The organism is Mesorhizobium mediterraneum (genome assembly GCF_002284565.1).
GTDB classification, from domain to species: Bacteria; Pseudomonadota; Alphaproteobacteria; order Rhizobiales; family Rhizobiaceae; genus Mesorhizobium; species Mesorhizobium mediterraneum.
Window position 1 is genome coordinate 209,889 of the sequence record NZ_NPKI01000046.1, and the last position, 23,611, is coordinate 233,499.

22 protein-coding genes are annotated in these 23,611 nt (G+C 62.6%); 9 read left to right on the plus strand and 13 right to left on the minus strand.

Annotated elements, in window-relative coordinates; genetic code table 11:
• Nucleotides 1-22 precede the first annotated feature (22 nt).
• From tkt to CIT25_RS31625, 3 genes are read right to left on the minus strand one after another with little or no spacing between them, the layout of a single operon-like run.
• Nucleotides 23-2,044, minus strand: coding sequence for a transketolase (tkt, locus tag CIT25_RS31615; protein ID WP_095489015.1), 2,022 nt, complete (start codon nucleotides 2,042-2,044; stop codon nucleotides 23-25).
• Between the two features lie 10 nt (nucleotides 2,045-2,054).
• On the minus strand, nucleotides 2,055-2,927 hold the full coding sequence (locus tag CIT25_RS31620; protein WP_095489016.1) for a phosphoribulokinase: 873 nt from the start codon (nucleotides 2,925-2,927) through the stop codon (nucleotides 2,055-2,057).
• Between the two features lie 5 nt (nucleotides 2,928-2,932).
• Nucleotides 2,933-3,979 carry a class 1 fructose-bisphosphatase gene (locus tag CIT25_RS31625; protein ID WP_095489017.1) on the minus strand — a complete coding sequence of 349 codons (1,047 nt, stop codon included), beginning with the start codon at nucleotides 3,977-3,979 and terminating at the stop codon, nucleotides 2,933-2,935.
• Between the two features lie 122 nt (nucleotides 3,980-4,101).
• Here CIT25_RS31625 and CIT25_RS31630 point away from each other — a divergent pair, with 122 nt between their 5' ends.
• Both CIT25_RS31630 and CIT25_RS31635 read left to right on the plus strand, forming a co-directional pair.
• The gene (locus CIT25_RS31630; protein ID WP_095489018.1) at nucleotides 4,102-5,043 is read left to right on the plus strand and encodes a LysR family transcriptional regulator; all 942 of its coding nucleotides are present in this window, start codon (nucleotides 4,102-4,104) and stop codon (nucleotides 5,041-5,043) included.
• 257 nt (nucleotides 5,044-5,300) lie between these two features.
• Complete coding sequence (locus CIT25_RS31635; protein ID WP_095489019.1) at nucleotides 5,301-5,501, plus strand: hypothetical protein; 201 nt, start codon at nucleotides 5,301-5,303, stop codon at nucleotides 5,499-5,501.
• A 27-nt stretch (nucleotides 5,502-5,528) separates the two neighbouring features.
• Here CIT25_RS31635 and CIT25_RS31640 read toward each other — a convergent pair whose 3' ends face one another.
• The 6 genes from CIT25_RS31640 to CIT25_RS31665 all read right to left on the minus strand — a co-directional run bounded on the left by CIT25_RS31640 (nucleotide 5,529) and on the right by CIT25_RS31665 (nucleotide 10,729).
• A complete protein-coding gene (locus CIT25_RS31640; RefSeq protein ID WP_095489020.1) occupies nucleotides 5,529-6,164 on the minus strand; it encodes a hypothetical protein in 636 nt (211 codons plus the stop codon).
• Nucleotides 6,164-7,039, minus strand: a complete 876-nt coding sequence (locus CIT25_RS31645) for an ABC transporter permease (protein ID WP_095489021.1) — start codon at nucleotides 7,037-7,039, stop codon at nucleotides 6,164-6,166. Before CIT25_RS31645 ends, CIT25_RS31640 begins: the two co-directional genes overlap by 1 nt.
• On the minus strand, nucleotides 7,036-7,824 hold the full coding sequence (locus tag CIT25_RS31650) for an ATP-binding cassette domain-containing protein (RefSeq protein WP_095489022.1): 789 nt from the start codon (nucleotides 7,822-7,824) through the stop codon (nucleotides 7,036-7,038). Before CIT25_RS31650 ends, CIT25_RS31645 begins: the two co-directional genes overlap by 4 nt.
• 102 nt (nucleotides 7,825-7,926) lie before the next feature.
• Nucleotides 7,927-8,430, minus strand: coding sequence for a cupredoxin domain-containing protein (locus CIT25_RS31655; RefSeq protein WP_095489023.1), 504 nt, complete (start codon nucleotides 8,428-8,430; stop codon nucleotides 7,927-7,929).
• A 54-nt stretch (nucleotides 8,431-8,484) separates the two neighbouring features.
• Complete coding sequence (locus CIT25_RS31660) at nucleotides 8,485-9,510, minus strand: YVTN family beta-propeller repeat protein (protein ID WP_167391105.1); 1,026 nt, start codon at nucleotides 9,508-9,510, stop codon at nucleotides 8,485-8,487.
• Nucleotides 9,479-10,729, minus strand: a complete 1,251-nt coding sequence (locus CIT25_RS31665; protein ID WP_095489025.1) for an ABC transporter substrate-binding protein — start codon at nucleotides 10,727-10,729, stop codon at nucleotides 9,479-9,481. Before CIT25_RS31665 ends, CIT25_RS31660 begins: the two co-directional genes overlap by 32 nt.
• 223 nt (nucleotides 10,730-10,952) lie before the next feature.
• Between CIT25_RS31665 and CIT25_RS37875 the strand changes: the two genes are divergently transcribed.
• From CIT25_RS37875 to CIT25_RS31695, 6 genes are all read left to right on the plus strand, one after another.
• Complete coding sequence (locus tag CIT25_RS37875; RefSeq protein ID WP_095489026.1) at nucleotides 10,953-12,779, plus strand: (5-formylfuran-3-yl)methyl phosphate synthase; 1,827 nt, start codon at nucleotides 10,953-10,955, stop codon at nucleotides 12,777-12,779.
• 3 nt (nucleotides 12,780-12,782) lie between these two features.
• Nucleotides 12,783-13,334, plus strand: coding sequence for a flavoprotein (locus CIT25_RS31675; protein ID WP_095489027.1), 552 nt, complete (start codon nucleotides 12,783-12,785; stop codon nucleotides 13,332-13,334).
• Nucleotides 13,327-14,721: a DUF6513 domain-containing protein gene (locus CIT25_RS31680; protein WP_095489028.1), complete on the plus strand. Its 1,395-nt coding sequence runs from the start codon at nucleotides 13,327-13,329 to the stop codon at nucleotides 14,719-14,721. The genes CIT25_RS31675 and CIT25_RS31680 overlap by 8 nt, the downstream gene beginning before the upstream one ends.
• A gap of 3 nt (nucleotides 14,722-14,724) precedes the next feature.
• Nucleotides 14,725-15,315, plus strand: coding sequence for a DUF447 domain-containing protein (locus tag CIT25_RS31685; RefSeq protein ID WP_095489029.1), 591 nt, complete (start codon nucleotides 14,725-14,727; stop codon nucleotides 15,313-15,315).
• Nucleotides 15,316-15,554: 239 nt separating this feature from the next.
• Nucleotides 15,555-17,705: an ATP-binding protein gene (locus tag CIT25_RS31690; RefSeq protein ID WP_158302702.1), complete on the plus strand. Its 2,151-nt coding sequence runs from the start codon at nucleotides 15,555-15,557 to the stop codon at nucleotides 17,703-17,705.
• Nucleotides 17,706-18,035: 330 nt separating this feature from the next.
• The gene (locus tag CIT25_RS31695) at nucleotides 18,036-18,662 is read left to right on the plus strand and encodes a class I SAM-dependent methyltransferase (protein WP_095489031.1); all 627 of its coding nucleotides are present in this window, start codon (nucleotides 18,036-18,038) and stop codon (nucleotides 18,660-18,662) included.
• A 188-nt stretch (nucleotides 18,663-18,850) separates the two neighbouring features.
• Here CIT25_RS31695 and CIT25_RS31700 read toward each other — a convergent pair whose 3' ends face one another.
• The gene (locus tag CIT25_RS31700; RefSeq protein WP_095489032.1) at nucleotides 18,851-19,885 is read right to left on the minus strand and encodes a hydantoinase/oxoprolinase family protein; all 1,035 of its coding nucleotides are present in this window, start codon (nucleotides 19,883-19,885) and stop codon (nucleotides 18,851-18,853) included.
• A gap of 58 nt (nucleotides 19,886-19,943) precedes the next feature.
• Here CIT25_RS31700 and CIT25_RS31705 point away from each other — a divergent pair, with 58 nt between their 5' ends.
• Nucleotides 19,944-20,642 carry a HisA/HisF-related TIM barrel protein gene (locus CIT25_RS31705; RefSeq protein WP_245330080.1) on the plus strand — a complete coding sequence of 233 codons (699 nt, stop codon included), beginning with the start codon at nucleotides 19,944-19,946 and terminating at the stop codon, nucleotides 20,640-20,642.
• Nucleotides 20,643-21,039: 397 nt separating this feature from the next.
• Here CIT25_RS31705 and fae read toward each other — a convergent pair whose 3' ends face one another.
• From fae to CIT25_RS31720, 3 genes are all read right to left on the minus strand, one after another.
• Nucleotides 21,040-21,546 (minus strand): formaldehyde-activating enzyme, encoded by a 507-nt coding sequence (fae, locus tag CIT25_RS31710; protein WP_095489033.1) that lies wholly within the window; start codon nucleotides 21,544-21,546, stop codon nucleotides 21,040-21,042.
• A 168-nt stretch (nucleotides 21,547-21,714) separates the two neighbouring features.
• Nucleotides 21,715-22,581, minus strand: coding sequence for a triphosphoribosyl-dephospho-CoA synthase (locus tag CIT25_RS31715; RefSeq protein WP_245330081.1), 867 nt, complete (start codon nucleotides 22,579-22,581; stop codon nucleotides 21,715-21,717).
• On the minus strand, nucleotides 22,578-23,537 hold the full coding sequence (locus tag CIT25_RS31720) for an ATP-grasp domain-containing protein (RefSeq protein ID WP_095489034.1): 960 nt from the start codon (nucleotides 23,535-23,537) through the stop codon (nucleotides 22,578-22,580). Before CIT25_RS31720 ends, CIT25_RS31715 begins: the two co-directional genes overlap by 4 nt.
• Nucleotides 23,538-23,611: the final 74 nt, after the last annotated feature.

Below are 23,611 nucleotides of genomic sequence, written 5' to 3' on the forward strand. Positions count from 1 at the left end.
CCTCTTAGCTGCGGAAGTTGGGCTAGATGATGAGCTTCAGCGCCGCTGCGGCGACGGCTTCGGGCGTGATGTCGAAATGCCGGTAGAGATCCGGGGCAGGGGCGCTGGCGCCGAAACCGGCCATGCCGACGAAAGCGCCGGTGTCGCCGACCCAGCGGTCCCAGCCGAGACGGGCGGCTGCCTCCACGGCAACGCGCGGCGCCGAACCGAGGACAGACTTGCGGTAGTCCGCATCCTGTTCCTCGAAAAGCTCCCAGCACGGCATCGAGACAACCGCGGCGGCGATGCCGTGCTCGGTCTCCAGCCGTTCGGCGGCGGTCACGGCGATCTCGACCTCCGAGCCGGTGGCGATCAGCGTCACGGCGCGGTGCTCGGCTGGCTCGCGCAGGATGTAAGCGCCCTGGCTCGACCGGTTCTCATCGCTGTGTGGCTCGTCGCTGAGTGCCTGACGCAGCATCGGCAGGTTCTGGCGCGAGAGCACCAGCACACTCGGCCGGTTCTTGCTCTTCAGCGCCAATTCCCAGCACTCCGCCGTTTCGATGATGTCGGCCGGACGAAAGACGTTGAGGTTCGGCGTGGCCCGCAGCATCGCCAGATGCTCGACCGGCTGGTGGGTCGGGCCATCCTCGCCGAGACCGATGGAATCATGCGTCATCACATAGACGACGCGCTGGCCCATCAGCGCCGAGAGCCGCATCGCGCCGCGCGCATAGTCGGCAAAGCACAGGAACGTGCCGCCATAAGGCACGAAACCGCCATGCAGTGCGATGCCGTTCATGGCCGCGGCCATGCCGTGCTCGCGGATGCCGTAGTGGATGTAACGGCCGGCATAGTCATCAGGCGCTATGCGATCCATGCCCTTGGTGATCGTCAGGTTCGAATGCGTCAGATCGGCGGAGCCGCCGACGGTCAGGTCGGTTGCGGCATTGATTGCGCCGAGCGCCATTTCGGAGGCTTTTCGCGTTGCAACCTTGGTCGCCTTCTCGACATGCTCCTTGCGAAACGCGCCGAGCGCTTCGAAGACCGCGTCGGGCAAGTCGCCGGCAACCGCGCTCTCGAAGGCCTCGCGCCGCGGCGAGGCGGCAAGCCGCTGCTCCCAGGCGTGCCGTGCCGCTTGCCCGCGCTCGGCAATCTCGCGCCAGGTGAAAAGGATGTCGTCCGGCACCTCGAACGGCGCGTAGGCCCAGCCGATGTTCTCGCGCGTCGCGGCGATCTCGGCATCGCCCAGCGGTGCGCCATGCGTCTTCTCCGAGCCGCCCAGATTGGGCGCGCCCTTGCCGATCACCGTGCGGCAGGCGATCAGGGACGGCCGGTCCGACTGCTGTGCTGCTTCGATTGCCGCAGCGACGGCTTCCGTGTCGTGGCCGTCCACCGATTGGACATGCCATCCGGCGGCTTTGAACCGGGCCGGCTGGTCCATCGATGTCGACAGCGAAGTCGGTCCGTCGATCGAGATCGCATTGTCGTCCCAGAAGACGATCAGCCGGGAGAGCTTCAGGTGACCGGCAAGGTCGATCGCCTCGTGGCTGATGCCTTCCTGCAGGCAGCCGTCGCCGGCGATCACGTAGGTGAAATGGTCGACGAGATCGGCGCCATGGCGGGCAGCAAGCATGCGCTCCGCCAGCGCCATGCCGACGGCGGTCGAAATGCCTTGTCCAAGCGGCCCGGTCGTCGTCTCGATGCCAAGCGCATGGCCATATTCCGGATGTCCGGCGGTACGGCTGCCCAGCTGGCGAAACCGCTGCAATTCCTCGATGCGCATGTCTTCAAAGCCGAGCAGATAATGCAGCGCATATTGCAGCATCGAACCGTGCCCGGCCGAAAGCACGAAGCGGTCGCGATCGGGCCAGTGGGGCGCCGACGGATCGATGTTGATGAAGCGGCTGAACAGCACCGTCGCGACATCGGCCATGCCCATCGGCATGCCCGGATGGCCGGAATTGGCCTTTTGGACGCTGTCCATCGCCAGTGCGCGAATGGCGTTCGCCATGTCCCGCTCCGAGACGGCGGCGACGGGCTTCAATGCTGCTGCTTGGCTGTTCATGGCGTCCTCCTCACGACACACGGTTCTTGCGTTCGATCAATTGCAGGATGAGCGGCGTCAGGATCAGCTGCATGGCAAGGTCGAGCTTGTTGCCTGGCACCACTATGGAATTCGGCCGCGACATGAACGAGTCGTGGATCATCGAAAGCAGGTAAGGGAAATCGATGCCGCGGGGATTGGCGAAGCGGATGACCAGCATCGACTCGTCGGGCGTCGGAATCCAGCGCGCGATGAACGGATTGGACGTGTCGACGATCGGCACGCGCTGGAAATTGATGGCGGTCTGCGAGAACTGCGGGACGATGTAACGGACATAGTCCGGCATGCGGCGCAGGATCACGTCCATCACCGCCTCGGTGGAATAGCCGCGCGTTGCGCGGTCGCGGTGGATCTTCTGGATCCATTCGAGATTTATGACCGGCACCACACCGATCCTAAGGTCGGCGTGCCTGGCCAGGTTGATCTTGTCGGTGACGACGCAGCCATGCAGGCCCTCGTAGAAGAGCAGGTCGCTCGGCGGGAATTCGCGCCATTCGGTAAAATGTCCCGGTGGCGTGCCGTACTGCTTCTCCTCGTCCTCGTCATGGATGTAGGTGCGGGTCTTTCCGGTTCCGCGGCGGCCATATTCCTCAAACACCTCTTCGAGGATTGCGAGTTCGTTGGCCTCGGCATTGAAGTGGGTGAAGTTCGGATTGCCGGCCTTCTCTTCCTCGGCCACCTTTGTCTTCATCGTGGCGCGGTCGTAGCGGTGAAAGGCATCGCCTTCGATGAAGGCGGCCTCGATGTTCTCGCGCCGGAAGATCAGATCGAAGATGCGCTTGACCGAGGTGGTGCCTGCGCCCGACGACCCGGTGATGGTGATGATGGGGTGCTTTGCCGACATGGTGCTCAGGCCCTGAACAGGCCGCGGCGGCTGAACAGCGGCGCACGCTCGCCGATGGCGCTGGGCTCGGTGTGGTAGCGGGTGATGCGCGCGACTTCCCGCGCCGATCCGAACACGACGGGCACGCGCTGATGCAGGCTCTCGGGTTCGATTTCGAGGATGCGGGTGATCGTATCGGTGGCGGCACCGGCCGCCTGTTCGATGAGATAGGCGATCGGGTTGGCCTCATAAACGAGGCGCAGCCGTCCCTGGCGGTAACCCTTGCGCTTGTCACCGGGATACAGAAATACACCGCCGCGCATCAGTATGCGGTAGCAGTCGGCGACCAAGGAGGCGATCCAGCGCATGTTGAAATCCTTCTCTCGTGGGCCTTCGATGCCTTCGAGGCAATCGTCGATGTAGAGCCGCACCGCCTCGTCCCAATGCCGGTAGTTGGCGGCGTTGATGGCGAATTCCTGGGTGCGCTGCGGGATGATCCGGCTCTCGTAGGCCTGGACGAAGGTGCCGAGCCTGGTCGAGAGAACGAAGACATGCGTACCGCTGCCGAGCGACAGAACCAGCGCCAGCTGCGGCCCGTAGATGAAGAAACCGGCGCCCAGCTGGTTCACGCCTGCCTGCAAAAAAGAGGCGGCCGGATTTCCGTCCGGCGCGCCAGTTGCAGGGAGGAGCGAGAAAATCGTTCCAATCGACACGTTGGTGTCGATGTTGGAGGAGCCGTCGAGCGGGTCGATGGCGATGGCGAGAGGCGCTTTGCTGTCGAGCAGGACCGGCTGCTCCAGTTCCTCGGAGGCGTAGAGCGCGACCGGAGCGTGGCGCATGGCGTCGAGGAAGATGTCGTCGGCGAAGATGTCGAGGTCCTTCTGGATGTCGCCGTCGGCATTGGCGCCGCGGGTCCCGGCAAAGGCGGTGCCGAGCACCCCCTGATTGATGGTGTTGCGGATCTTGGTTGCGGCCTGCGTCAACTGGCGGACAGTCGCAACGACCGCGGAGCGCAGCTCGTCCGGCTGACCGAGATAGGAATTCAGAAAAGCGTCGAGCGTTGCCGCTGGCATTGTAACCTCCCATCCAACCGCATCTCCTCGGATCGGCCGGATTGGGGAATGAAAACAAACGGTGTATGATAAGTAAAATTCAATAACTTTACTTTCGTAGTAAAAAAATTTTAGTATGACATATGAGAAACCTCACGCTCAAGCAGTTCAAGACCGTCCAAGCAATCATCAGCCACGGGAAAATCGTCAGTGCAGCCAAGGTGTTAGGCCTGTCTCCTCCAGCGGTGACAATCCAGTTGCGGCAAGTGGAGGAGGAGTTCCAACTGGCCTTGTTCGACCGGACGTCGGACGGCATGCGTCCCACTGCCGCAGGGCTGGCCTTCGTCGAGACGGCGCAGGCGATCGAAGAGCGGCTTCGCCTGCTCGAAGACAAGATGGATGCGATCAAGGGCGTGCGCATCGGCAGCTTGAGGCTCGGCGTCGTTTCCACCGCCAAATATTTCGCGCCGCGGCTTATGGCCGGCTTCATGAAGGAGCATCCCGACATCGACATGCGGCTTGCCATCGGCAACCGCGCCGAAACGATCGACAGGCTGAAGAACCACGACATCGACATTGCGCTGATGGGACGCCCGGCGAAGGAGGTCCCGGTGCGTGCCTCGGTGTTTGGCGATCACCCGCTGGTCATCATTGCGCCGCCCGACCACCCGCTGGCGTCGGCACGCGAGATATCCAAGGAGCGGATCGCCGAAGAGCATTTCCTCATTCGCGAGCCCGGCTCCGGCACGCGCATCTCGCTGGAAATCTTCCTGAGCGACGTGCCCGGCCGCATCGACGATCTCGGCGTCGAGATGGGCTCGAATGAGACCATCAAGCAGGCGGTGATGGCCGGGCTCGGCATCGCCTTCATCTCTGCCCACACCATCGCCGCGGAAACCGAAGCCGGCCGGCTGGTCATCCTCGACGTTGTCGGCATGCCGATCCGCCGGCAATGGTTTTCGGTGATGCGCAGCGATCACGCGATCTCGCCGGCCATGGCGACGTTCCACGATTTCCTGATGCGCAAGGGCGCGATGTACCTGCCCCTGTTCGGCAAGCTCTATCCGCAGACCAGAGCGGGATGACGTTGGACGGGCGGAACTCGACCTGAACGACCGACATACCGAACGCCAGAGATCGCGAGATAGCCCCGAGAAGGGAGTGGAGAACGCCCGGCGATCGTTGGCGTTAGATAAGCGATATGTTATGTTGCAGTGCGAAAGAACAGGGGCCACGTCCTTTCCACCCGTAAGCGATCTGTATGTGCGACCCCTGCAGACTGGTCGGTATTTCGGAAACCTCCCGGGCATGGGGTTCGGGAATTCGATGGGGACAAGGGGTAATGCTTTACACGCTCGTTATGATGGTCTGCCTGACGGATATGCCGCAGACCTGTGAACAACGCGAACAGATGGTGGACGGCCTGGCGATGAATCCCGGGACCGCCTTCATGCAGGCGCAGCCGCTGGTGGCCCAGTGGATCGAGACGCATCCCGGTTATTTCGTGCGGCGCTGGCGCGTGCTGCCCGGCCGGGAATCGTGAGATCCGCCGCGAAGATCGAATGAGGTTCTAATTCTTCTTCGCGGCGAGCGTTTCCGAGACGGCCTTGGACAGTTGATATAGCCGCTGCTCGATTATCGTCGGCACGTCACAGACGTAAGTCAGCGATTGGACGCGTTCGTTGAAAATTCGCGTTGCGAATTTCAGCTGTTCGGTTCGCCGTTCGACCTCGTCGGGATCTGCATCGGGTTTTTCCCGCAGCGCATCGACGTCGGACGCTTCCTTGCGCAACGCGGCGGCCATTTCGAGCTGCTTGTGGGCGTAGCGGGAAATGCCTGAGATCACGTGCGAACGCTCAGTGTCCATATGATCGAACATGCCTTGCACCAGCATCGCCATTTTCGGCGCAAGCTGCTCGGCCGGCAACGATGCGGCGAAATCCCTGATCTTCTTTTGGGCTTCGGCAATCGGCATTCGCCGGGCTGCCACCTCCTCGACCAGGGCGGAGACGGCAGGGTCCTTCGACAGGTCCTTCGCCGCTGGGGGAAGCTCCGGCCCGTTCCAGATTTGGCCGAGCGAGAGCTGCGGCACCTTGCGCTGTATGCAGGGCCAGTCCGGATCGTTGTTCGCCGCCGCCCTGGCGTTCATGCTCGGCATGAGCATGGCAGCCACAGCCAGGCTGCGAGCAAGGCTCATTCGTTCCATCAGGCATTTCCTCCCGTGTCCTGTTTCCGGCTTATCAGGCCGCGCGAAGGGTCGTAGGCGATGATGGCGGCGGCAAGGAACAGCAGTGTGCAGCCGGCAACGACGCCCAGCGACAGCCAGTCAATCTGGCCATAGAAGGCGAAGCGGATCAGTTCGACCGCATAGGTGAACGGATTGGCGAGGCAGATTTTATAAAGCAGGGGGCTCGCCTCCTGGATACGCCACAAGGGGTAGAGCGCCGGAGAGGCGAAATAGCCGGGAAAGATGACGAAGTTCATGATGCCGGCGAAGTTTTCGAGCTGCTTGATCATCGAGGACAAAAGCATGCCGAGCGCGCAAAGCATCATGCCCGACAGGAACAGCGCCGGCAGCACCATGAGATAACCGAGCGGCGGGCCTTTGACGCCCCAGAACCAGGCAACGATCAGAAACGCGTAGACCTGCGCGATCGATACGGCGACGCCGGCGAGCATCTTCGAGACCAGCAGGAACCAGCGCGGGAAGGGGCTGACCAGCAAGGTGCGCATGTTGCCCATCTCGCGGTCATAGACCATCGACAGCGAAGACTGCATGCCCGAGAACAGCAGGATCATGCCGCACAAGCCCGGCGTGATGTAGACCTCGTACAGCACGTAGGTCTTGTAGGGCGGGATGATCGATACGCCGAGCACCTGCCGGAATCCGGCGGCAAAGATGAACAGCCAGATGAGCGGCCGAACCAGCGAGGATATGAAGCGCTCGCGCTGGTGCAGGAAGCGCAGGCACTCCCGCAGGACGACGCCTTTGAGGCAAATGAGATAGTGGCCGAGGCCGAATTTCTCGAACCTCACCGGCATGACGCCTGCGACTTTTTCGGGCATTGCGGGAGCGCTCATGGCGATATCTCCGCGGCGCCGGCTGCCTCGATGCGGCTGAGCCTCGAAAAGGCGTCGCGGATCGACGTGGCGCCGCTCGTCCTGACGACATCGGCCACCTTGCCCTTGGCGACCAGGTCGCCCTGCCGCAAGACGACGACATGGTCGCCGTCTTCAACCTCGTCGATCAGGTGCGTCGCCCACAGCACGCCAATGCCTTCGGTTTCGACGAGCTTGCGGATGGTGGCGAGAATGCCGGCGCGCGACTGGATGTCGAGACCGACGGTCGCCTCGTCGAGCAGCAGCAGGGCAGGGCGGTGGAGCAGCGCCCTGGCGATCTCTATGCGCCGCATCTGGCCGCCGGAAAGACTGCGTGCCTTGTCATGCTGACGGCCCGGCATATCGACAATATCGAGCAGCGCGGCAATGCGCTGCCGGGCCTCGCGTCCTCCGATGCCATGCAGCGCGGCGTGGTAGGAGAGGTTCTGGTGCACGCTGAGATCGAGGTCGAGCGTGCGGGCCTGGAACACGATGCCGACACGCCGGAGCGCTTCGCCCGAAGCACGGCTGACGTCGTGGCCGAAGATGCGGATCGATCCGCGGCGCGTGTCGTAAAGATGGCTGATCAGCGAGAACAGCGTTGTCTTGCCGGCGCCGTTGAGGCCGAGAAGAACGGTGAAAGTCGCCGGCGCGATCGAGAATGAGACGTCGTTGAGCGCCCGCTTCGGGCCATAGGAATGGCTGACGCCGGCGACATCGAGCGCCGCCGCCTCATCTCCTGGTCCGCTTGTCCTCACATGCTGCACGCCGGCTCGCTCCCTGTCGTCGACAATAGTCTAGCACACCGGGAGTCTGGCACACCGACAGTCTGGCGCGCCGGACCCGCGCAGTCCTGCTTTCCGGTGACCCTACTTGATCGTGATCGTGCCTTTCATGCCCCTGTCGGCAAGGTCGGGCACCGACCATGTGTAGATGCCGGGCCGCACGGTGGTAAACTGGACCTGGATGGTGCCGTCAGCGTCGAATTCGAGCCATGCGGGTGCGCCGTTCATGTGCACCTCGAGGTCGTTGATGACGATCTGGTTGTTCCACACATTGCGGAACAGGTCGGTATGGAATTTGTACTCCAGCCCGCCCGCTGCGGTGATCTTCCAGCGATAGCCCTGGCCGGCGATCAGCTGGAAGTCCTTCTGGTTGGCGGTGAACTGATCTTCCTTGGTGCCGAGGATAAGTTCCGGCACGTCCTTGCTGGCCCGGGTTGCCTTCTCGGCTTCGGGACTGGCATCCGTCTTGGTGGCCGCACTGGCGGCCGCGTCATCGTCATCGCCGTCGTTGTCCTGCGCCCAGGCCTGGCCCTGCGTGAGTGCCATGCCCACCAGCGCCGCGAAAGCGACTACCCGAAATTTCCGCATGATTTCCTGCCCTTCTGCTGTTTTTCTGTCTGTTGATTCAAATTTGGGGTTGATTCAATTGGGCGAGACGACGACGCCCCACGGCAGCGCGCCGACGGTCACCGACTGAACCGGCTCGTCGGTCGCCACGTCGATGAAGGTGATGTCGTTCGACACACCGTTGGTCGAGATGATGGTCTTCTGGTCCGGGGTGAAGGCGAGCTGCCAGACGCGTTGGCCGACCAGCACGTATTTCTCGACCTCGTATGTCTCGGTATTGACCACCGCGACGCGGTTGGCCGGTCCGAGCGCCACATAGGCTTTCTTGCCGTCGGCGGTGATGCGCACACCTACCGGCTGGATGGATTCGGCCCTCAGGCCGGCAATCTCGAAAGTGATCTTCTGGACGACTTCGCGCGTTTGATTGTCGATCACCGAAACCGTGCCACCGATCTCGGCACTCACCCAGGCCTGCTTGCCGTCGGGCGTGAACTCGACGAAGCGCGGACGCGCGTCCACCAGCACGTTGTCGGTGATCTCGTGGGACGACGTATCGATGAAATGCGCCATGTTCGTCGTTTCCGACGTGTTGACCATGGTCTTTCCGTCCGGGCTGATGCCCATGCCCTCCGGTTCGACGCCGACCGGGATCTCGGCCAGCACCTTCTTGCCCTCTATGTCGATAACGGTGACGAGATTGTCGTCCTCATTGGCGACGTAGAGCGTCTTGCCGTCAGGCGAGAGCACGAAGAGCTCCGGGTCGGGCCCGGAAGGCAAGGTATCGACGATCTCCAGGGTTGCCGTGTCGATCACCTCGATGGAATCATCGTCGCTGGCGCAGAGATAGACGTGCTTGCCGTCATGCGAGATGGTGATGCCGCGCGGACGCTGCCCGACATTGACGGTCTTCACCACCTGCATCGTCGCGGTGTCGACGACGCTCATCGTGTTGTCTTTCTCGTTGGAAACATAGGCCATGTAGGCCGACGCCGGATCGGTCATGAAGCCGGTCGCCAGAATGGCGAGCGCATAAGCTCCTCTGTGCACTGAAATTCCCTCCCAATTGGCTCTACTTAAGCACGCATTTTGTTTCCGGCTCATCGACCCCGAGCGTGTCGAGCTCCGACACCTGGTGCAAAAAACCTTCCTGCGGCGATGTCGAGACGACCGATCGGCCATCGCCGAGGAAGATCGGCTGCCGCAATTGCTGGTTCCACTTGCGGAGGGTCAGTTTCTGCCCTTTGAAGGCGGCGATCGAAAAATCGTCGGAGCGGATGAAGTCGGCCATCTTCCGCGGATCGGCGCCCTGGGTGCGGGTCGCCGCCTCGCCGAGGATGCGCACCGCGGTCCATGCCGCCATATCCTTCGACACCATGCGGCGGCCGTTTGCCTTGGCGAAGCGGTTCTGGATCTGGGTGCCGCCCCATTGCTCGCTGGCCGGATGCCAGGCCGACGGGGTGAGGCCGGCGGTGCCGGCGACCGGCCGCGGAATCCAGGTGCGGAACGGCACGTAGGTGCCGAACACCTCGCTTTCGTCGGCGACCAGCAACACATCGTGCTCCGGCAGGTCCTGGGTGAAGACAGGCATCTGCCGCTGGATCTGGACGACGCCGGAATCGGTCCGCCGTGCCGTGCCGGTGTCCTTGAATTCCTTTTCGCCGACGATCTCGCCGCCGAAGCGCGTCGCCGCCCGACGTAGCGCCTCGGCAAAAAGCTGGTCGCGCTCGTGCGAGCCGTAGATCAGCACCCAGCGCCGCCATTGCTTCCAGATGAGATATTGCGCCAGCCCGTCGGCCAGCATGCTGCGCGTCGGGATGGTGTGGAAGATGTTGGCGCGGCATTCTTCCTCGCGAAGACTGTCGTCGGTGGCGCCGGCATTGAAGATCAACACGCCGTTGTCGCGGGCAAGATCGGCGATCGACAGCAATTGCCTGGCCGAGAGGTCCGCGACCACGTAGCGGTCGCCTTTGGCGATCATGTCCTGGAAGGCCGGAACGACGTCCGCGTCCGGCTTTACCTCGGTCACGTCGAGGCTGAATTTCTGGCCGAGGAAGCTGCCGGTCGTGTTGTTGTCGGCAATCGCCACATTGCCGCCGGCAACACCTTCATCGCGCGGCGGGACGTCGAGCACCGACAAGGCCAGCTGCGGCGCATACGCACGCAAATAGCCTATCTTGATTTCGGTTAGCTTTTTTTCCGGCTTGGCCGTTGCGGTCGGTTGCTCGCCCGTCGCTTCCTGGGCCAGCGCGCCCGGAACGTTGACGGTCAGGGAAAAAAAGCACAAAAAGGCCGCGAGAGTGCCCGGCACCGCGCTCGTCATCGATAAAAATTACCCGTTCTTGCGCTAAAGTCCGATTGTTGTCGGACCGGCGCGAAGTCAAGGTGCCCATGATGAGCTTAGCTGACCGGCAAAATTTATCAAACCCCGAAAGTGGACTTATCGCGTCTGCTTTAGTGTCATGCCTTGTCGCCGGAACGGCAACTGGGCGGATTTCGGTATTCGGGCCCGAAAGCGTCCTGTCCCTCGTGCCGGAGAAAGTCCAATGACCAAAATGCTGGGCAGCGTCACCGGCGTCGACGAGGCGGAGATCGCGCTCTCAGGCCGCGTCGACATCATAGACCTGAAGGATCCGAAAGCTGGAGCCCTTGGGGCGGTACCCACCGAAATCATTGGCCAGGCCACCTCATTCATCGCCGGCCGGGCGCCGGTCAGCGCGGTCTGCGGCGATCTGCCGATGGAACCCGAAACGATCCGCGCCAAGGCCGAAGAGATCGCTGCGACCGGCGTCGATTACGTCAAGATAGGCTTCTTTCCGTCGGCAAATGCCGTCGCTTGTGCAGAGGTGCTCGCGCCGCTCGCCGCGCGAACGAAGCTGATCGCCGTGCTGTTCGCCGATCTGGCGCCGGACTTCGAGCTTTTGCCGATATTTGCCAAACATCGCTTCCATGGCGCGATGGTCGATACCGCGAACAAGGCAAACGGCCGGCTGCTCGATCATCTGCCGCCCGAGCGTATCCCGGGGTTCGTCGATCGAGCGAAATCGCTTGGTCTGATGGTTGGACTGAGCGGATCGCTGGAAGCCCCCGACATTCCGCGCCTGTTGCCCTTCGCGCCCGATTTTCTCGGTTTTCGCGGGGCGCTGTGCGGCGACGCCGGCCGCGCGGGTTCGATCAGCGCCGAGGCGGTTTCGCAGATTCGCGAATTGGTCCCGCAAGAATCCCGGGCCGGCGGCCCGTCGAGCGTCGACTACCGCCTGCTGGCGGCGAGGGGCTATTCGCCCGGCACCGACCCGACACTGGGCACGGACAAGATCTTCGTGCGGGACTTTGTCCTGCCGGTCCAGATCGGCGCCTACAGCTTCGAGCACGGCCATACACAAAAGGTGCGTTTCGACGTGACCGCCGACGTGCTGCAGGTCACCGATCATCCCGAAGACATGCGCCATGTATTCTCCTACGACATCATCATGGACGGCATTCGCACCATCGTCGCGCGGGGCCATATCCAGCTTAGCGAGGCGCTGGCCGAGCAGGTAGCGACGTATATTCTGGAGAACCCGCGTGTGGTGCGCGTCACGGTAAGGGTGGAAAAACTCGAACTCGGCCCAGGCGGCGTCGGCGTCGAGATCGAGCGCAAGCGCCAAGCGGCAGGCCGCGGCGTTGCCTCCGGCCCTACCGGCCGAAAAGACCAAAGCGCTGTTTCCCAGCCGCGACAGCAAAGGCCTGAGGTCATCAGGCCAACCATTGTCAAGCTCGGCGGCAGCACGGCCCGTGCGGCGGAAATGGAGAACTGGATCGCGGCGCTGGCAGGCTCCAAGCTGCCGATCGTGATCGTGCCCGGCGGCGGGCAGTTTGCCGACCAGGTGCGAGAGAGCCAGATTTACATGGATTTTTCCGACGCCGCTGCCCACGCCATGGCGATCCTCGCCATGGAGCAGTTCGGCCAGGTCATCCTCGACCGGCATGAAAGGCTGGTGCCGGCGCGGTCGCTGGACGAAATGGTGCGAGCATTGGATGAGGGGAAAGTCCCGGTGTGGCTACCGTCGTCATTGGCTCTGCCGGCGCCGGACATTCCGGCTTCCTGGGACATGACTTCCGATTCCCTTGCCGCCTGGCTTGCCGGCAAGCTCGGCGCGAAGGCGCTGCTCCTGATCAAGCAAACCGGCGCTTTCTTCGGCAGCGACACTATCGACGGCCTGACGGCCAGAGGCATCGTCGACGCCGGCTTCGCCGCCATGCTGCCCAACGGTGTCGATTTCCATCTCGCCGGCCCGAAAGATGCCGCCGAGGCCGGGGCGCTGCTCGCGTCGGGCAATCTGCCCGGCATCGCGATCGCGGCTCCGACCCGGCCGGCAAGAAAAGCAGGGTAGGCGATGGCGAAGCTGCATACGCCGCGCTGGGCATGGGTTCTGACCGGTTCCGGTCATTTTTTTACGGAGAGCTTCGCACTCATTCACCAACTCGAGCATTGTGATGTCTTCGTGTCGAAAGCCGCCAACGAAGTGCTGCGCATGTACAAGCTCAAGCTCGATTTCCCGGAGACGACGCGCGTGCTGCACGACAAGACAGCGAGCGCGATCCCGGTCGGCGAATTCTATCACGGTGTCTATCATACGGTCGTGGTGGCGCCGGCCAGTTCCAACACGGTCGCCAAATGCGTGCACGGCATTTCCGACACGCTCGCCACCAATGTCTTTGCCCAAGCGGGAAAATGCCGGGTGCCGGCCATCGTCTTTGCTTGCGATACCGCGCCGGAACTCGAAACCATGGCGCCGCATGGTCTGGTCAAGGTCTATCCGCGCAGCATCGACCTGGAGAACACCAACCAGCTGAAGAGCTTCGAGCGGACCCAGGTGGTCGAGTCGCTTGCCGAACTCGAAGCCTCGGTCAGACGGCGCCACGCCGAACTCGCAAGCCATGGCTGAGCGGCTGGCCTTTCTTACCGGTCATTTGGCCAAGGTCCGGCTGGAAAGGCTGCTGGCCGGACTGGGCGAAACCGAATTTGCGTGGGAGATCATCGACATCGGCGTCAAGGTCGCGGCGCTGATGAGCGAAGACATCATCAAGCGGCGGCTCACCCTGACCGGCGGCACCGACCGCGTCATCCTGCCCGGCCGCTATCGCGGGGACATCGAGCATCTGTCGAGCCATTTCGGCGTTCCCTTTGTACGCGGCCCCGACGAGATCGCCGATCTGCCGGCCTTTCTCGGCCGGGCGGGCGTCCCGCCCGACCTTTCGCGTCACGACATGCGCATCTTCGCCGAAATCGTCGATGCGCCGATGCTGTCGGTCGAGGCGCTGGTGGCGAGGGCACGGATGCTGGCTGCGGCCGGCGCCGACGTGATCGATCTCGGCTGCCTGCCGGAAACACGGTTTCCACTGTTGGAAGCGGCCGTGCTCGAGCTGAAGGCACAGGGATTTCTGGTCAGTGTCGATTCCGCCAGCACGGACGAACTGTCGATCGGCGCACGCGCCGGCGCGGACTATCTTCTCAGCCTCGACGAGAACACGCTGCCATTGGCCTTCGACGACAAGGCTGTACCGGTGCTGATCCCGTCGACGCCGGGCGATTTGGATTCGCTCGGCCGGGCCATCGCAGCGGCGCAAAAGGCCGGCATCGCCTTCATCGCCGATCCCGTGCTCGACCCGATCCATTTCGGCTTTGCCGCCTCACTCGGGCGCTTCATCGAGGCGCGCCGCCGCTGGCCCGAGGTCGAGCTGCTGATGGGCACCGGCAATCTCACCGAATTGACCGATGCCGACAGTTCCGGCGTCACCGCCGTTCTGGCCGGGCTCTGCTCGGAACTTCAGATCCGGAACGTGCTTGCCGTTCATGTCAGCCCGCACACGCTGCGAACGATCGAGGAGCACGATATTGCCCGCCGCATTCTGTTTGCGGCGAAGAACGACGGCGCGCTGCCGCGGAGTTACCATCCTGGGCTGCTGCAGGTTCACGACCGCAAGCCGTTCACGGCCTCGACCGGGGATATCGATACATTGGCAGCCGAGGTGCGCGACACCAACTTCCGCATCATGACTGCCGAGGACGGCATCCATGTCTTCAACGGCAAGGGGCATGCGGTTGCCACGGATGCGTTCGAACTCTTTGCCGGGCTTGGCGTTGAGGCGGATGGCGCGCACGCGTTCTATCTCGGCGCGGAACTGATGAAGGCCGAGATCGCGTGGCGCCTCGGCAAGCGCTATGTGCAGGACGAGCCCCTCGCATGGGGCGTTGCCGCGCCGGCTCCCGAAACCGACCGCACCCGTCTTGCGGAAGCGGGCCACACGCTTCGCGCGAAGAAAGAGCGCTAAACCATGCCCTATATCAGAGAATCGATCATCACCACCGTCAACAAGGCCGGCGGCGTCCATATCGCGCCGATCGGCATCATCGCCGAGAAGGACGGCTGGGTCATCGCGCCGTTCCGGCCGTCGGTCACGCTCGACAATCTCGCCGAAGTGCCGTTCGCCATCGCCAATTACACCGACGACGTGCGCATCTTTGCCGGCTGCCTGACCGGCCGCAAGCATTGGCCAACCGTTGCGGTCGACGGGTTTCCGGTGCCGCGGCTCAAGGCGGCGCTCGCGCATTCTGTCCTCGAAGTCGAGAGTGTCGATGACGATGGCATGCGACCTCGCCATTTCTGCCGCGTGGTGCAGGAGGAAACGCATGCGCCGTTCACCGGCCTCAACCGCGCCAAGGCGGCGGTGCTGGAACTGGCCATCCTGGTCAGCCGGCTCGGCATGCTGCCGCGCGACAAGATCGAGGCGGAGATAGCCTATCTTTCGATCGCCATCGAAAAGACCGCGGGCGAGGGCGAAAAGGAAGCCTGGGACTGGCTGATGCAGCGTGTCGGCGATCACCTGTCGGGCGAGGATGCCAGCGGCGAGGATGCGCGGGGCTGAGCCGGATATGCTGAACCAGGGTAAGCGTCCGGGCTGACGCGTTTTAGCATGCTACACGGTGGCGCTGATCTCAAACGGCGGTGTTCGACCTTTTGCGGGCATTGAGCCCGGTATGCACGATGACCGGAGTGGAGCCGGTAGCGGACTGACGGCTTCTATTTGCTAATATACCAACGCAAACGTGCAAATCCGCGTTTTCTGCCCAAAGACAACGTCTTCCTAGCTAGAACTGTTTTGAGGTGATGATAGCATTGCGTTGCGCCTTACGAGCAGGAGGCGGAGCGGTAGCGGATCAAGTTGCAGATAGGTCGGACCCAATGAACCAGATTATCGCCCTGCAGCCAGGAATGCTTCGAACCAACCTCAGGGGGCAGATCCGGCAGACACAGCTTCCGAAATGGAAGGCGCTACTTCCGCTGTTCGAGGCGGTGATGAACTCTTTCCAAGCAATTCAGGACGCGAAGTCCGACAGGCGGCATCGTGTCACGATCGTCGTGGAGCGCGCCGAAAATCTGCTCGGCGAGGACAACGCCCCTATCGTCGGCTTCGAGATCCGCGATACCGGCATCGGCTTCACCGACGAGAACTTCGACTCGTTCAACACTGCGTATTCGGAACATAAGTACGAGCGCGGCGGGAAAGGCCTCGGCCGGTTCATGTGGCTCAAGGCCTTCGAGACGGTCCATGTGAGAACGACTTTCCAAGCCCAGGACGGCGATGACGAGCCAAGTCACTGGCTGCGGGATTTCGAGTTCGGCTTTGACTACGACCCCGATGCGGCCAGCGCGGCGCAGATCGATAGCGGTGCGTCAGGAACCACGGTCAGACTCGCGGGCTTCCTTTCGCCCTATTGCGAGGAATGCCCGGCCGACATTGAGATACTGGCGCAGCGACTGGCCGAGCATTTCATCCTCGTCCTGATGCAACCGGAATGCCCCGAGGTCGAGATCCATGACGGCGGCATCAAGCTGTCCCTCAACAAAGTGTTCGACGAGAACTTCCAGCGCGGCGGGCACAGCGGGAACTTCGAGTTAGCCGGGCGAAGTTTCCGCATCGACGGGTTTCGCCTCCACTCGCCCCGCGCATCGAAACATCGCCTGATCTACGCGGCAAACTCGCGCGCGGTGATCACCGAAAGGCTCGACCAGTTCATCCCCAACTTCATTGGGCGGCTGCAAGACGAGAAGGGTGGCAGTTTCGTCTACCTCGCGGTGGTCCAAGGGGACTACCTCAACGATAGGGTCAACAATTTCCGCACCGACTTCGACATGCGCGAGGAACTGGAGGACGGACAAGACGATCTGCTTCAAGTAGAAGACCTGCGACGGTCCGACATCCGGACGGAATGCCTTGCGTTTGTGCAACGAGACCTCGCCGAGCTGATCGACAGCCTTAACACCGCAAAAGCCAAGCGGGTCCGGGATTACGTCCGAACGGAAGCTCCACAGTACAAACCCCTTCTTCGCTACCTGGATCAGTTCATCGGCTCAATCTCGCCGAACGCCTCCAAAATGGACATGGAGTTAGCGCTCCACCGGGAACTCCATCAACGCGAGGTCAGCCTAAAAAGGGAAGGATCCCGCATACTGACCGAGGCAGCCAGGCAGGAGGACTACGAAGGGTACCGTCAGCGCCTGTCGGAATTCATGGAGCGTTCGAACGAACTCGGCGTCTCGGCCCTCGCCCAGTACGTATCCCACCGCAAGATCATCATCGACCTGTTGGAGAAGGCGCTCTCCAACGACAAGCGGACGGCCAAGTATCCGCTCGAGGAGGCGGTCCACAATATCCTGTTCCCGATGAGGGCCACGGACCAGGATATCCTCTATTCGCAACAGAACCTTTGGATCATCGACGAACGCCTCAACTTCCATTCGTTCATCGCTTCCGACCGGCCCCTCAACTCCCACACCGATTTCACTTCGGAATCACGGAAGCGGCCGGACCTTTTCATCTTCGACCGGAAGATTGCATTCTCCGAAAAGCCCGACGACGGGATGCCTCTCAATAGCATCACCGTCATCGAGTTCAAACGACCGCAGCGGGACGACTACACCGGCGACGACAATCCGCTCAGACAAGTGTTCGAACAGATACAGCTCATTCGCGGTGGCCAGTTCAAGGATGACAACGGCCGGCCGTTGTCGGTTGCGGGGGACAAGATACCAGCTTTCGCTTACGTCGTCTGCGACATCACGCCGAGCATGCACGCCGAGCTGAAGATGTCGGACGCGATGCCTACGCCGGACCAGCGCTCCTATTACGGATATCACCGGACCTTCGGGATCTATTTCGAGGTCATCGACTACGGCCGGCTTCTTGCCGATGCCAAGCGTCGCAACCGCGTCTTCTTCGACCGCCTGAACCTCATGGACGCGCAGCTCCCCTAGAATTCGACCGAAAAGGGTCGTGTAGGGGATCGACATGCGCCGTGTCCCCAACTGTCGCGTTCTGCCGCGAGGACGGAGGGATTTAGACGTAGCCGTGAACTAGTTTGAACATCCGCTTTCAGGAAGCCGCCACAAATGGGCAAATGGCGGGAATGGGGCGCATTGCTGCCCGGCAGCACGGGCAATCGTTCGGGAGTATCTCTGATCGCATTTCTGCTAAATCTGGAAGCATATCGCCCGCGACGTCACTAACTGCCGAAGTGTAAGAGCGCAACGGGCTGATGGGCCTCTCGCTCATCGGGCCTCTTGTCTTGAAGGAGGAGCGCTAGGATGAACACCGACCGGGATACAGTGCGGTCCTATGATATGGTCGCGGCGGAGTACGCTGCCGAGGCTGCGGCGATGCCCGAATGGGTCGCGACAGAGATCGATGCGTTCGCGACCGAACTGGGTGGCTCGGGCCGGGTGCTGGAGATCGGAAGCGGTGGCGGGCGAGATGCACTTGAGCTTGAGAAGCGGGGGATTAGCGTCCGGCGCACCGACATTTCGAAGGGTTTCGTCGAACTGCTTCGCGAGAGTGGCTTCGAGGCCGACCTGTTGGACCCGCTGACAGAAGACTTGGCCGACCCGCAGCGTCCCGGCACGCCGTACGACGGGATCTGGGCCTGTGCCTGCCTGATTCACGTCGCGCGCGAGGATTTCGGCACGGTACTTGGACGGCTTGCCGAGGCGACCCGTACCGGTGGCCGACTGCACGCCTCGGTTAGAGAGGGCGATGGCGAGGAGGTGTCCACACACGGCGGCACTGCAGCGCCTCGGCGCTACGTCGAGACGTACTGGCGCGAGTCCACCCTGCGGTCCGCACTCACAGACGCCGGCTGGATCGTCAGCGAGGTACGTCGGTGCATCGGAAAGCCCAATGATCGATGGCTGAGCGTCCGAGCCAGCCGAGCGTGACGCACACAGAGCTTGCGGGAATGGCCGGTTGTGGCGCGACCATGAACCGGACATGCGCCGAGCGGGTGCCGAACGTCGGGTTTCCACCCTGTTGCGACCCTGCGCGGTCCGATTTTGGATGCACTGGTACGGGTTGAGATCTTTCAAGCCGGGGCAGTATCCCCCGATCGATCGGATGGCCACAGCACCTACAGTTGAGATCCCGCCAACAGCGCCACCGCTGACGCGGGCGCCACGCTGCTCGCTTCGCCGCGAACGGCGTCATCTGCGGGGATGATCTCGGCAAAATCGACGAAGCGGCGTTCCATGCGTTCGGCCAGCCGCCTGATCTGCCAGCGGCCGGTTCCGGCGCCGACGATCGGCACATCCGGGGCAAGCGGCCCAGCAACCAGGGATGCCGCATCGTGGATCTTGCGCAACTGCTGCTCGCTGAACCAGCGCGCGACTTCACGCCATTCCGGCGGTGTCAGGTCGGCGGCGTCGCGACCGATCATGCGCGCCAGCCGCGCGATCGAACCGTCGATCGTCTTTTCCTTGCCGTCAGCGGTAGAGTGCCTGTCGTCCTTCTCGTCGAGCACTTCCAGGATCCGGTGCGCGTCGGCGATCGAGGCGAAATACTCGTTCATCAGTGGTGTCAGCCTGCCACGGACGGGGGCCGACGAAGCCACACCGAACAGGAACGTCCTGGTGAAGCCGGTATAAACCAGTTCGCCGGTCAGCAGCCGTCCGGCATCGGTGTAGCCGTCATTGGCGACGGCGCCTTTCTTGATGGCGATAATGTCGGTGGTGGTGGAGCCCATATCGACGAACAGGGCATCGCCAGCGAGTTTCGCCACCAACGACGCTGTCGCGTGCCAGTTGGCGGAGGCCACATCGGGGCTCAGCCGCGCTGCCTGCTCGACCCCGACAAAGCCAAACGGCCCGGCATAGATCAGTTTTTCGCCTGGGAACCGGCTTGAAATTTCATCCAGCAGAGCCGCGACGCCGGCATCGCGGGACGGAAAGATGTCCGCCAGTTCGCCGGTCATTGTGAATGCGTTGAGATCGGCGCCCGCATAAATCGGAGCCGTTTCCTCGAATGCCAAGGTCAGATTGTCGAGCCCTAGCCAAAGCGGCGTGGCGATCGTTACGGCCTCGACGATGCGGCCGTCTTGCGCGCGCGTCACCTTCAGATGCGCGCCGCCAATATCGAAGCCGGCAACGATGCTCTTTCTTTTTTCCACACTTCAAGCTTTCATCACAGGGACAGTTGGACAGGGCAGTTGGTCAGCGAGAAAAGCGTTGCGTATCATTCCGGTTCTCGACCTGAAAGGCGGCGAAGTGGTCCGCGCCCAACAAGGAAAACGCGATCGCTACAGGCCGATCGTTACGCCGCTCAGCCAAAGTGCCGATGTCGTCGCGGTCGCCGAAGGCTTGCGCGGGCTTTACCCTTTTCCGACCTTCTATATCGCCGATCTGGATGCCATCGAAGGCGGAACGCCAAACAATGGCGCGCTTGCCCGGCTGAAGGCGATGGCGGAGCCACCGGAGCTTTGGGTCGATGCCGGCATCGCCGACGAGAAAACCCTTGCGGCAGCTCTTGCCGAGCCCTGGCTTTATCCGGTCCTGGGTTCCGAATCGCAGCAAGACGAGGCGCTGTTCCGGCGTTTTCGCGATCATCCCGACCTTATCCTGTCGCTGGATTTCTTCGACGACGGGTTTCGCGGTCCGGCATCATTTCTCGATGAGCCCGAGCTTTGGCCGCGAAAGGTGATCGTCATGACATTGGCCAAGGTCGGCTCCGCCTCCGGTCCCGATTTCACGCGGCTCGAGGCGATCAAGGCAAAGGCTGGAAGCCGCTCCGTGATCGCGGCCGGCGGGGTGCGCAATGAGGCTGACATTCGCGCCCTTTCGTCACTCGGTATCACTGCTGCGCTGGTCGCGACCTCGCTGCACGACGGCACGCTCACGCCGGGCCACCTCGCAACGCTTGGCACCTGACATTCGCGTAACCTCGAACTCGGCCTCGGAAACTGTGCCTCAGATTAAGAGCGGCGAACTCTCAAGTCGATCGTGTCGCCGCTCTATCTCTTTGCTGGAGCATCGGATTTCCCAAAAACTGGTCCCCCCTCGGGTCAGGCCGGAGGGCAGGCTTTGGGTCCGATGCTCTACGAGACCGTTTGGAAACTCTGCTCCGGCGGCCATCTGATGGCGTTTTCTGCGCTCCGGTGCTCACGGACCCAAATGTCCGCTGCGCTCCGGTTCTCGAAACCACCACCATATGACTCGCCAGAGCGAATTTCGAAAACAGTCTCTAAAGGCCCAGTAGCTTTTTCAGGCGGCGCAACAGGCCCTCCGGCTCCGCGGAGGGTTTTATCTGTGCGGGGCTGTCTCTTGTCTAAGCCGCGAACGGGTGCTTCACCTGGTCCCGCTTATCCGTGGCTTCGGCGGCCGTCGGTGTTCCCGCGACGGCGCGTTGGATGGCTTCCTTTGTCGCTTCGTAATTGTACTTCTGGATCTTGGCGTCGTCCGCCGCGTCCCAGTGGATGAAAACGCCGACGCAGATGAACAGATCGTCCGCCTCACTGGCAGGAATGATCCCCTCGGCGACGCTATCCTGCACCGCCTTTGCGACCGCATGCTGGGCCGGGCCGAACATCTGCACGGCCTGCTTGGCGCCCTTGATCGTGACCTTATTGAACATCACGGTGTTGGGCTTGCACTGAAGATTGGGCGCGATCACCGCCAAAAGGGAGGTAAAGCCGTCCTTGTTGTTGGTAAGCGCGTTGCAAAATGCCGTTTCGACCGCGCTCCCCCGCGGGCCGATGAGCAGGTCGACATGCGCCACTTCGTTGCCGTCTCCTACCAGCGATTCACCGACCATTACTTTCGAGATCTTTGCCATGCCAATTTTCCTCCAAGACACAGTTATGGTGTCCAAAGACGCCGCAAACCGAGCGAGCGCTCGATGGACAGCTATCCTTGTTGGCAGCGCCCGGACATCCGGACCGGTTGGCTGGATAGCCGCGGAAGCCCAGCTTCCGCTCCTGAAAGTCAACCACCAACGTTGCGATTATGCAAGCTGAACGCCGAGGAGGTGGACTAAAAGAGTAGCCACGGTCAGGTCGGCCGAGGTGCCGGGGTTGACCTTGTCCGCCTTCAGCCGGCGGTCGAGTTCCATGAGCCGACGAATGCGTGACGCTTCGTCGTCGTTGGCATGGAGCGCCGCCTGAACGGCAAGGGCTTCTTGCCGCGCCTGATTTGCGGCTTCAGCGCCATGGTTGCGCATCACATGACTGTCGGGGAAGCCGGCGAGAAACGCCATATAGGCGAATACCGTCGGCCACATGCCGCCTTCTCCGCGTGCCAACGCCGCTTCCAGAGCCGCAAGCCCGACGCCGAACACGTCGCCGAAACAGGTAACATACTGGCGAGCGATCATGTCGCGGTCGGCCGCCTCCCGCATGGCTTCGAGCAGATGAACCTTAGGCGCTTGCCGCACATCGTTCGCGGCCTCTCCTAGGCCGCCTGGCGCGGCCGTGACGATCGCCTCGAACACTGCCCTGGTATCGTCCATGCTCATTGCGCGCAGCACCGCGTCGAGATTGTCGTGCAGCCGATTGTCGTGCAGTGGAGCGCCCGTCATTTCGGCGGCGCATAGCAGAGGCGCCGCCAGAAGGATGATGCCGAGATTGGTGTTGGTCGCGACCGCCAGACGTGTCGCGCGGACCGCTTCCAGGATGCGCTGTCCGACCGGCAGGCGCGGATCGGTCAGCGGCCCGGACGAAACCTCCGCGCTCATCATGAACTGGGCGGCGGACATGCCGTGCCCGTCGGCGAACAGGTGGACGTTGCCCGGTTTCAGCGCCTCGATCTCCATCCGGCAGGCGTCTTTGTAGGCAGCCCGGAGGCGTTCTCGGGAAAGCGCCCGGCTCGTCACGAATTCGCCGGCGCGGTGAGGCGGTAGGGGCGCGCCGCCGCCGCCCCCTCTGGGCGATCAGCTCGGCGATCGGCCAGGAATTTCAGCAGGGCGTCGGCAATCGCGTCGGCGATGTTCACCGCGACGACCGATTGAAGCCCGGACCAGGCGGGCATGCTGTTGACCTCCAGCACGAACAGCTTGCCGTCGGCCGCCGGCACGATATCGACGCCGGCGAAATCCGCTGACATAGCGGCGGCGGCGGCTCTTGCCAGCGCCGCCAGTTCGGTTTCGCCGTGCCCCGAGACTTGCTCGGGCACCGCCCCGCGATTGATGTTGGTGATCCAGTCGTCGCCACGCCGGCTCATCATCGCCAGGACTTCGCCGGCGCAGACGAAAACGCGAAAATCGCGGAAAGGAGGCCCGGGACGCGGCACGTAATGCTGGAGATAGTAGACGCTGTTCACCTCCTCGTCGGCGGGGAGATCGGACAATGTTTCGATCAGCCTGATGCCGCGGCCCTGCGCGCCGAAAAGCGGCTTCAGCACCAGCGGCGTGAACGGCAGTTCGCGTTCGGCGATCGCTTCGGCCATGGCACGTCCCTCGACCGCGAATGTCGGCGGCGTCGGCAGGCCGGCATTCTTCAGGAGGAAGGTCGTCATCGACTTGTCGACGCAGCGTTCTATCGCCTGCGCGGAGTTCCACACCGGAATGGAAAGCTTGGCGAATGCGTGCAGCACACCGAGGCGCCGGGTGACCGCTTCGAACGATCCGGCGGCGATCGAACGGACCAGCACGGCATCGGGCAGCGCGCCGTCGAGGCCGGGGATCGACAGTCCGCTCGGGCTGCCGGTGTCAAACGCGATCGCCGCCAGCGGCACGGTTGCGACAACGGCGCCCCGCCGGTCCAGCCTTGCCGCCAGGCCTTTGGCGCGAGCGTCCGAATTATCGCTGACGATCAGGATGCGGGGGATCATGTTAGGCCTCGGATACCGGTATACCGAAAGCGCGAGCGAGCGGCCCGGCAGGCGGATGACAGACGAATCCATTG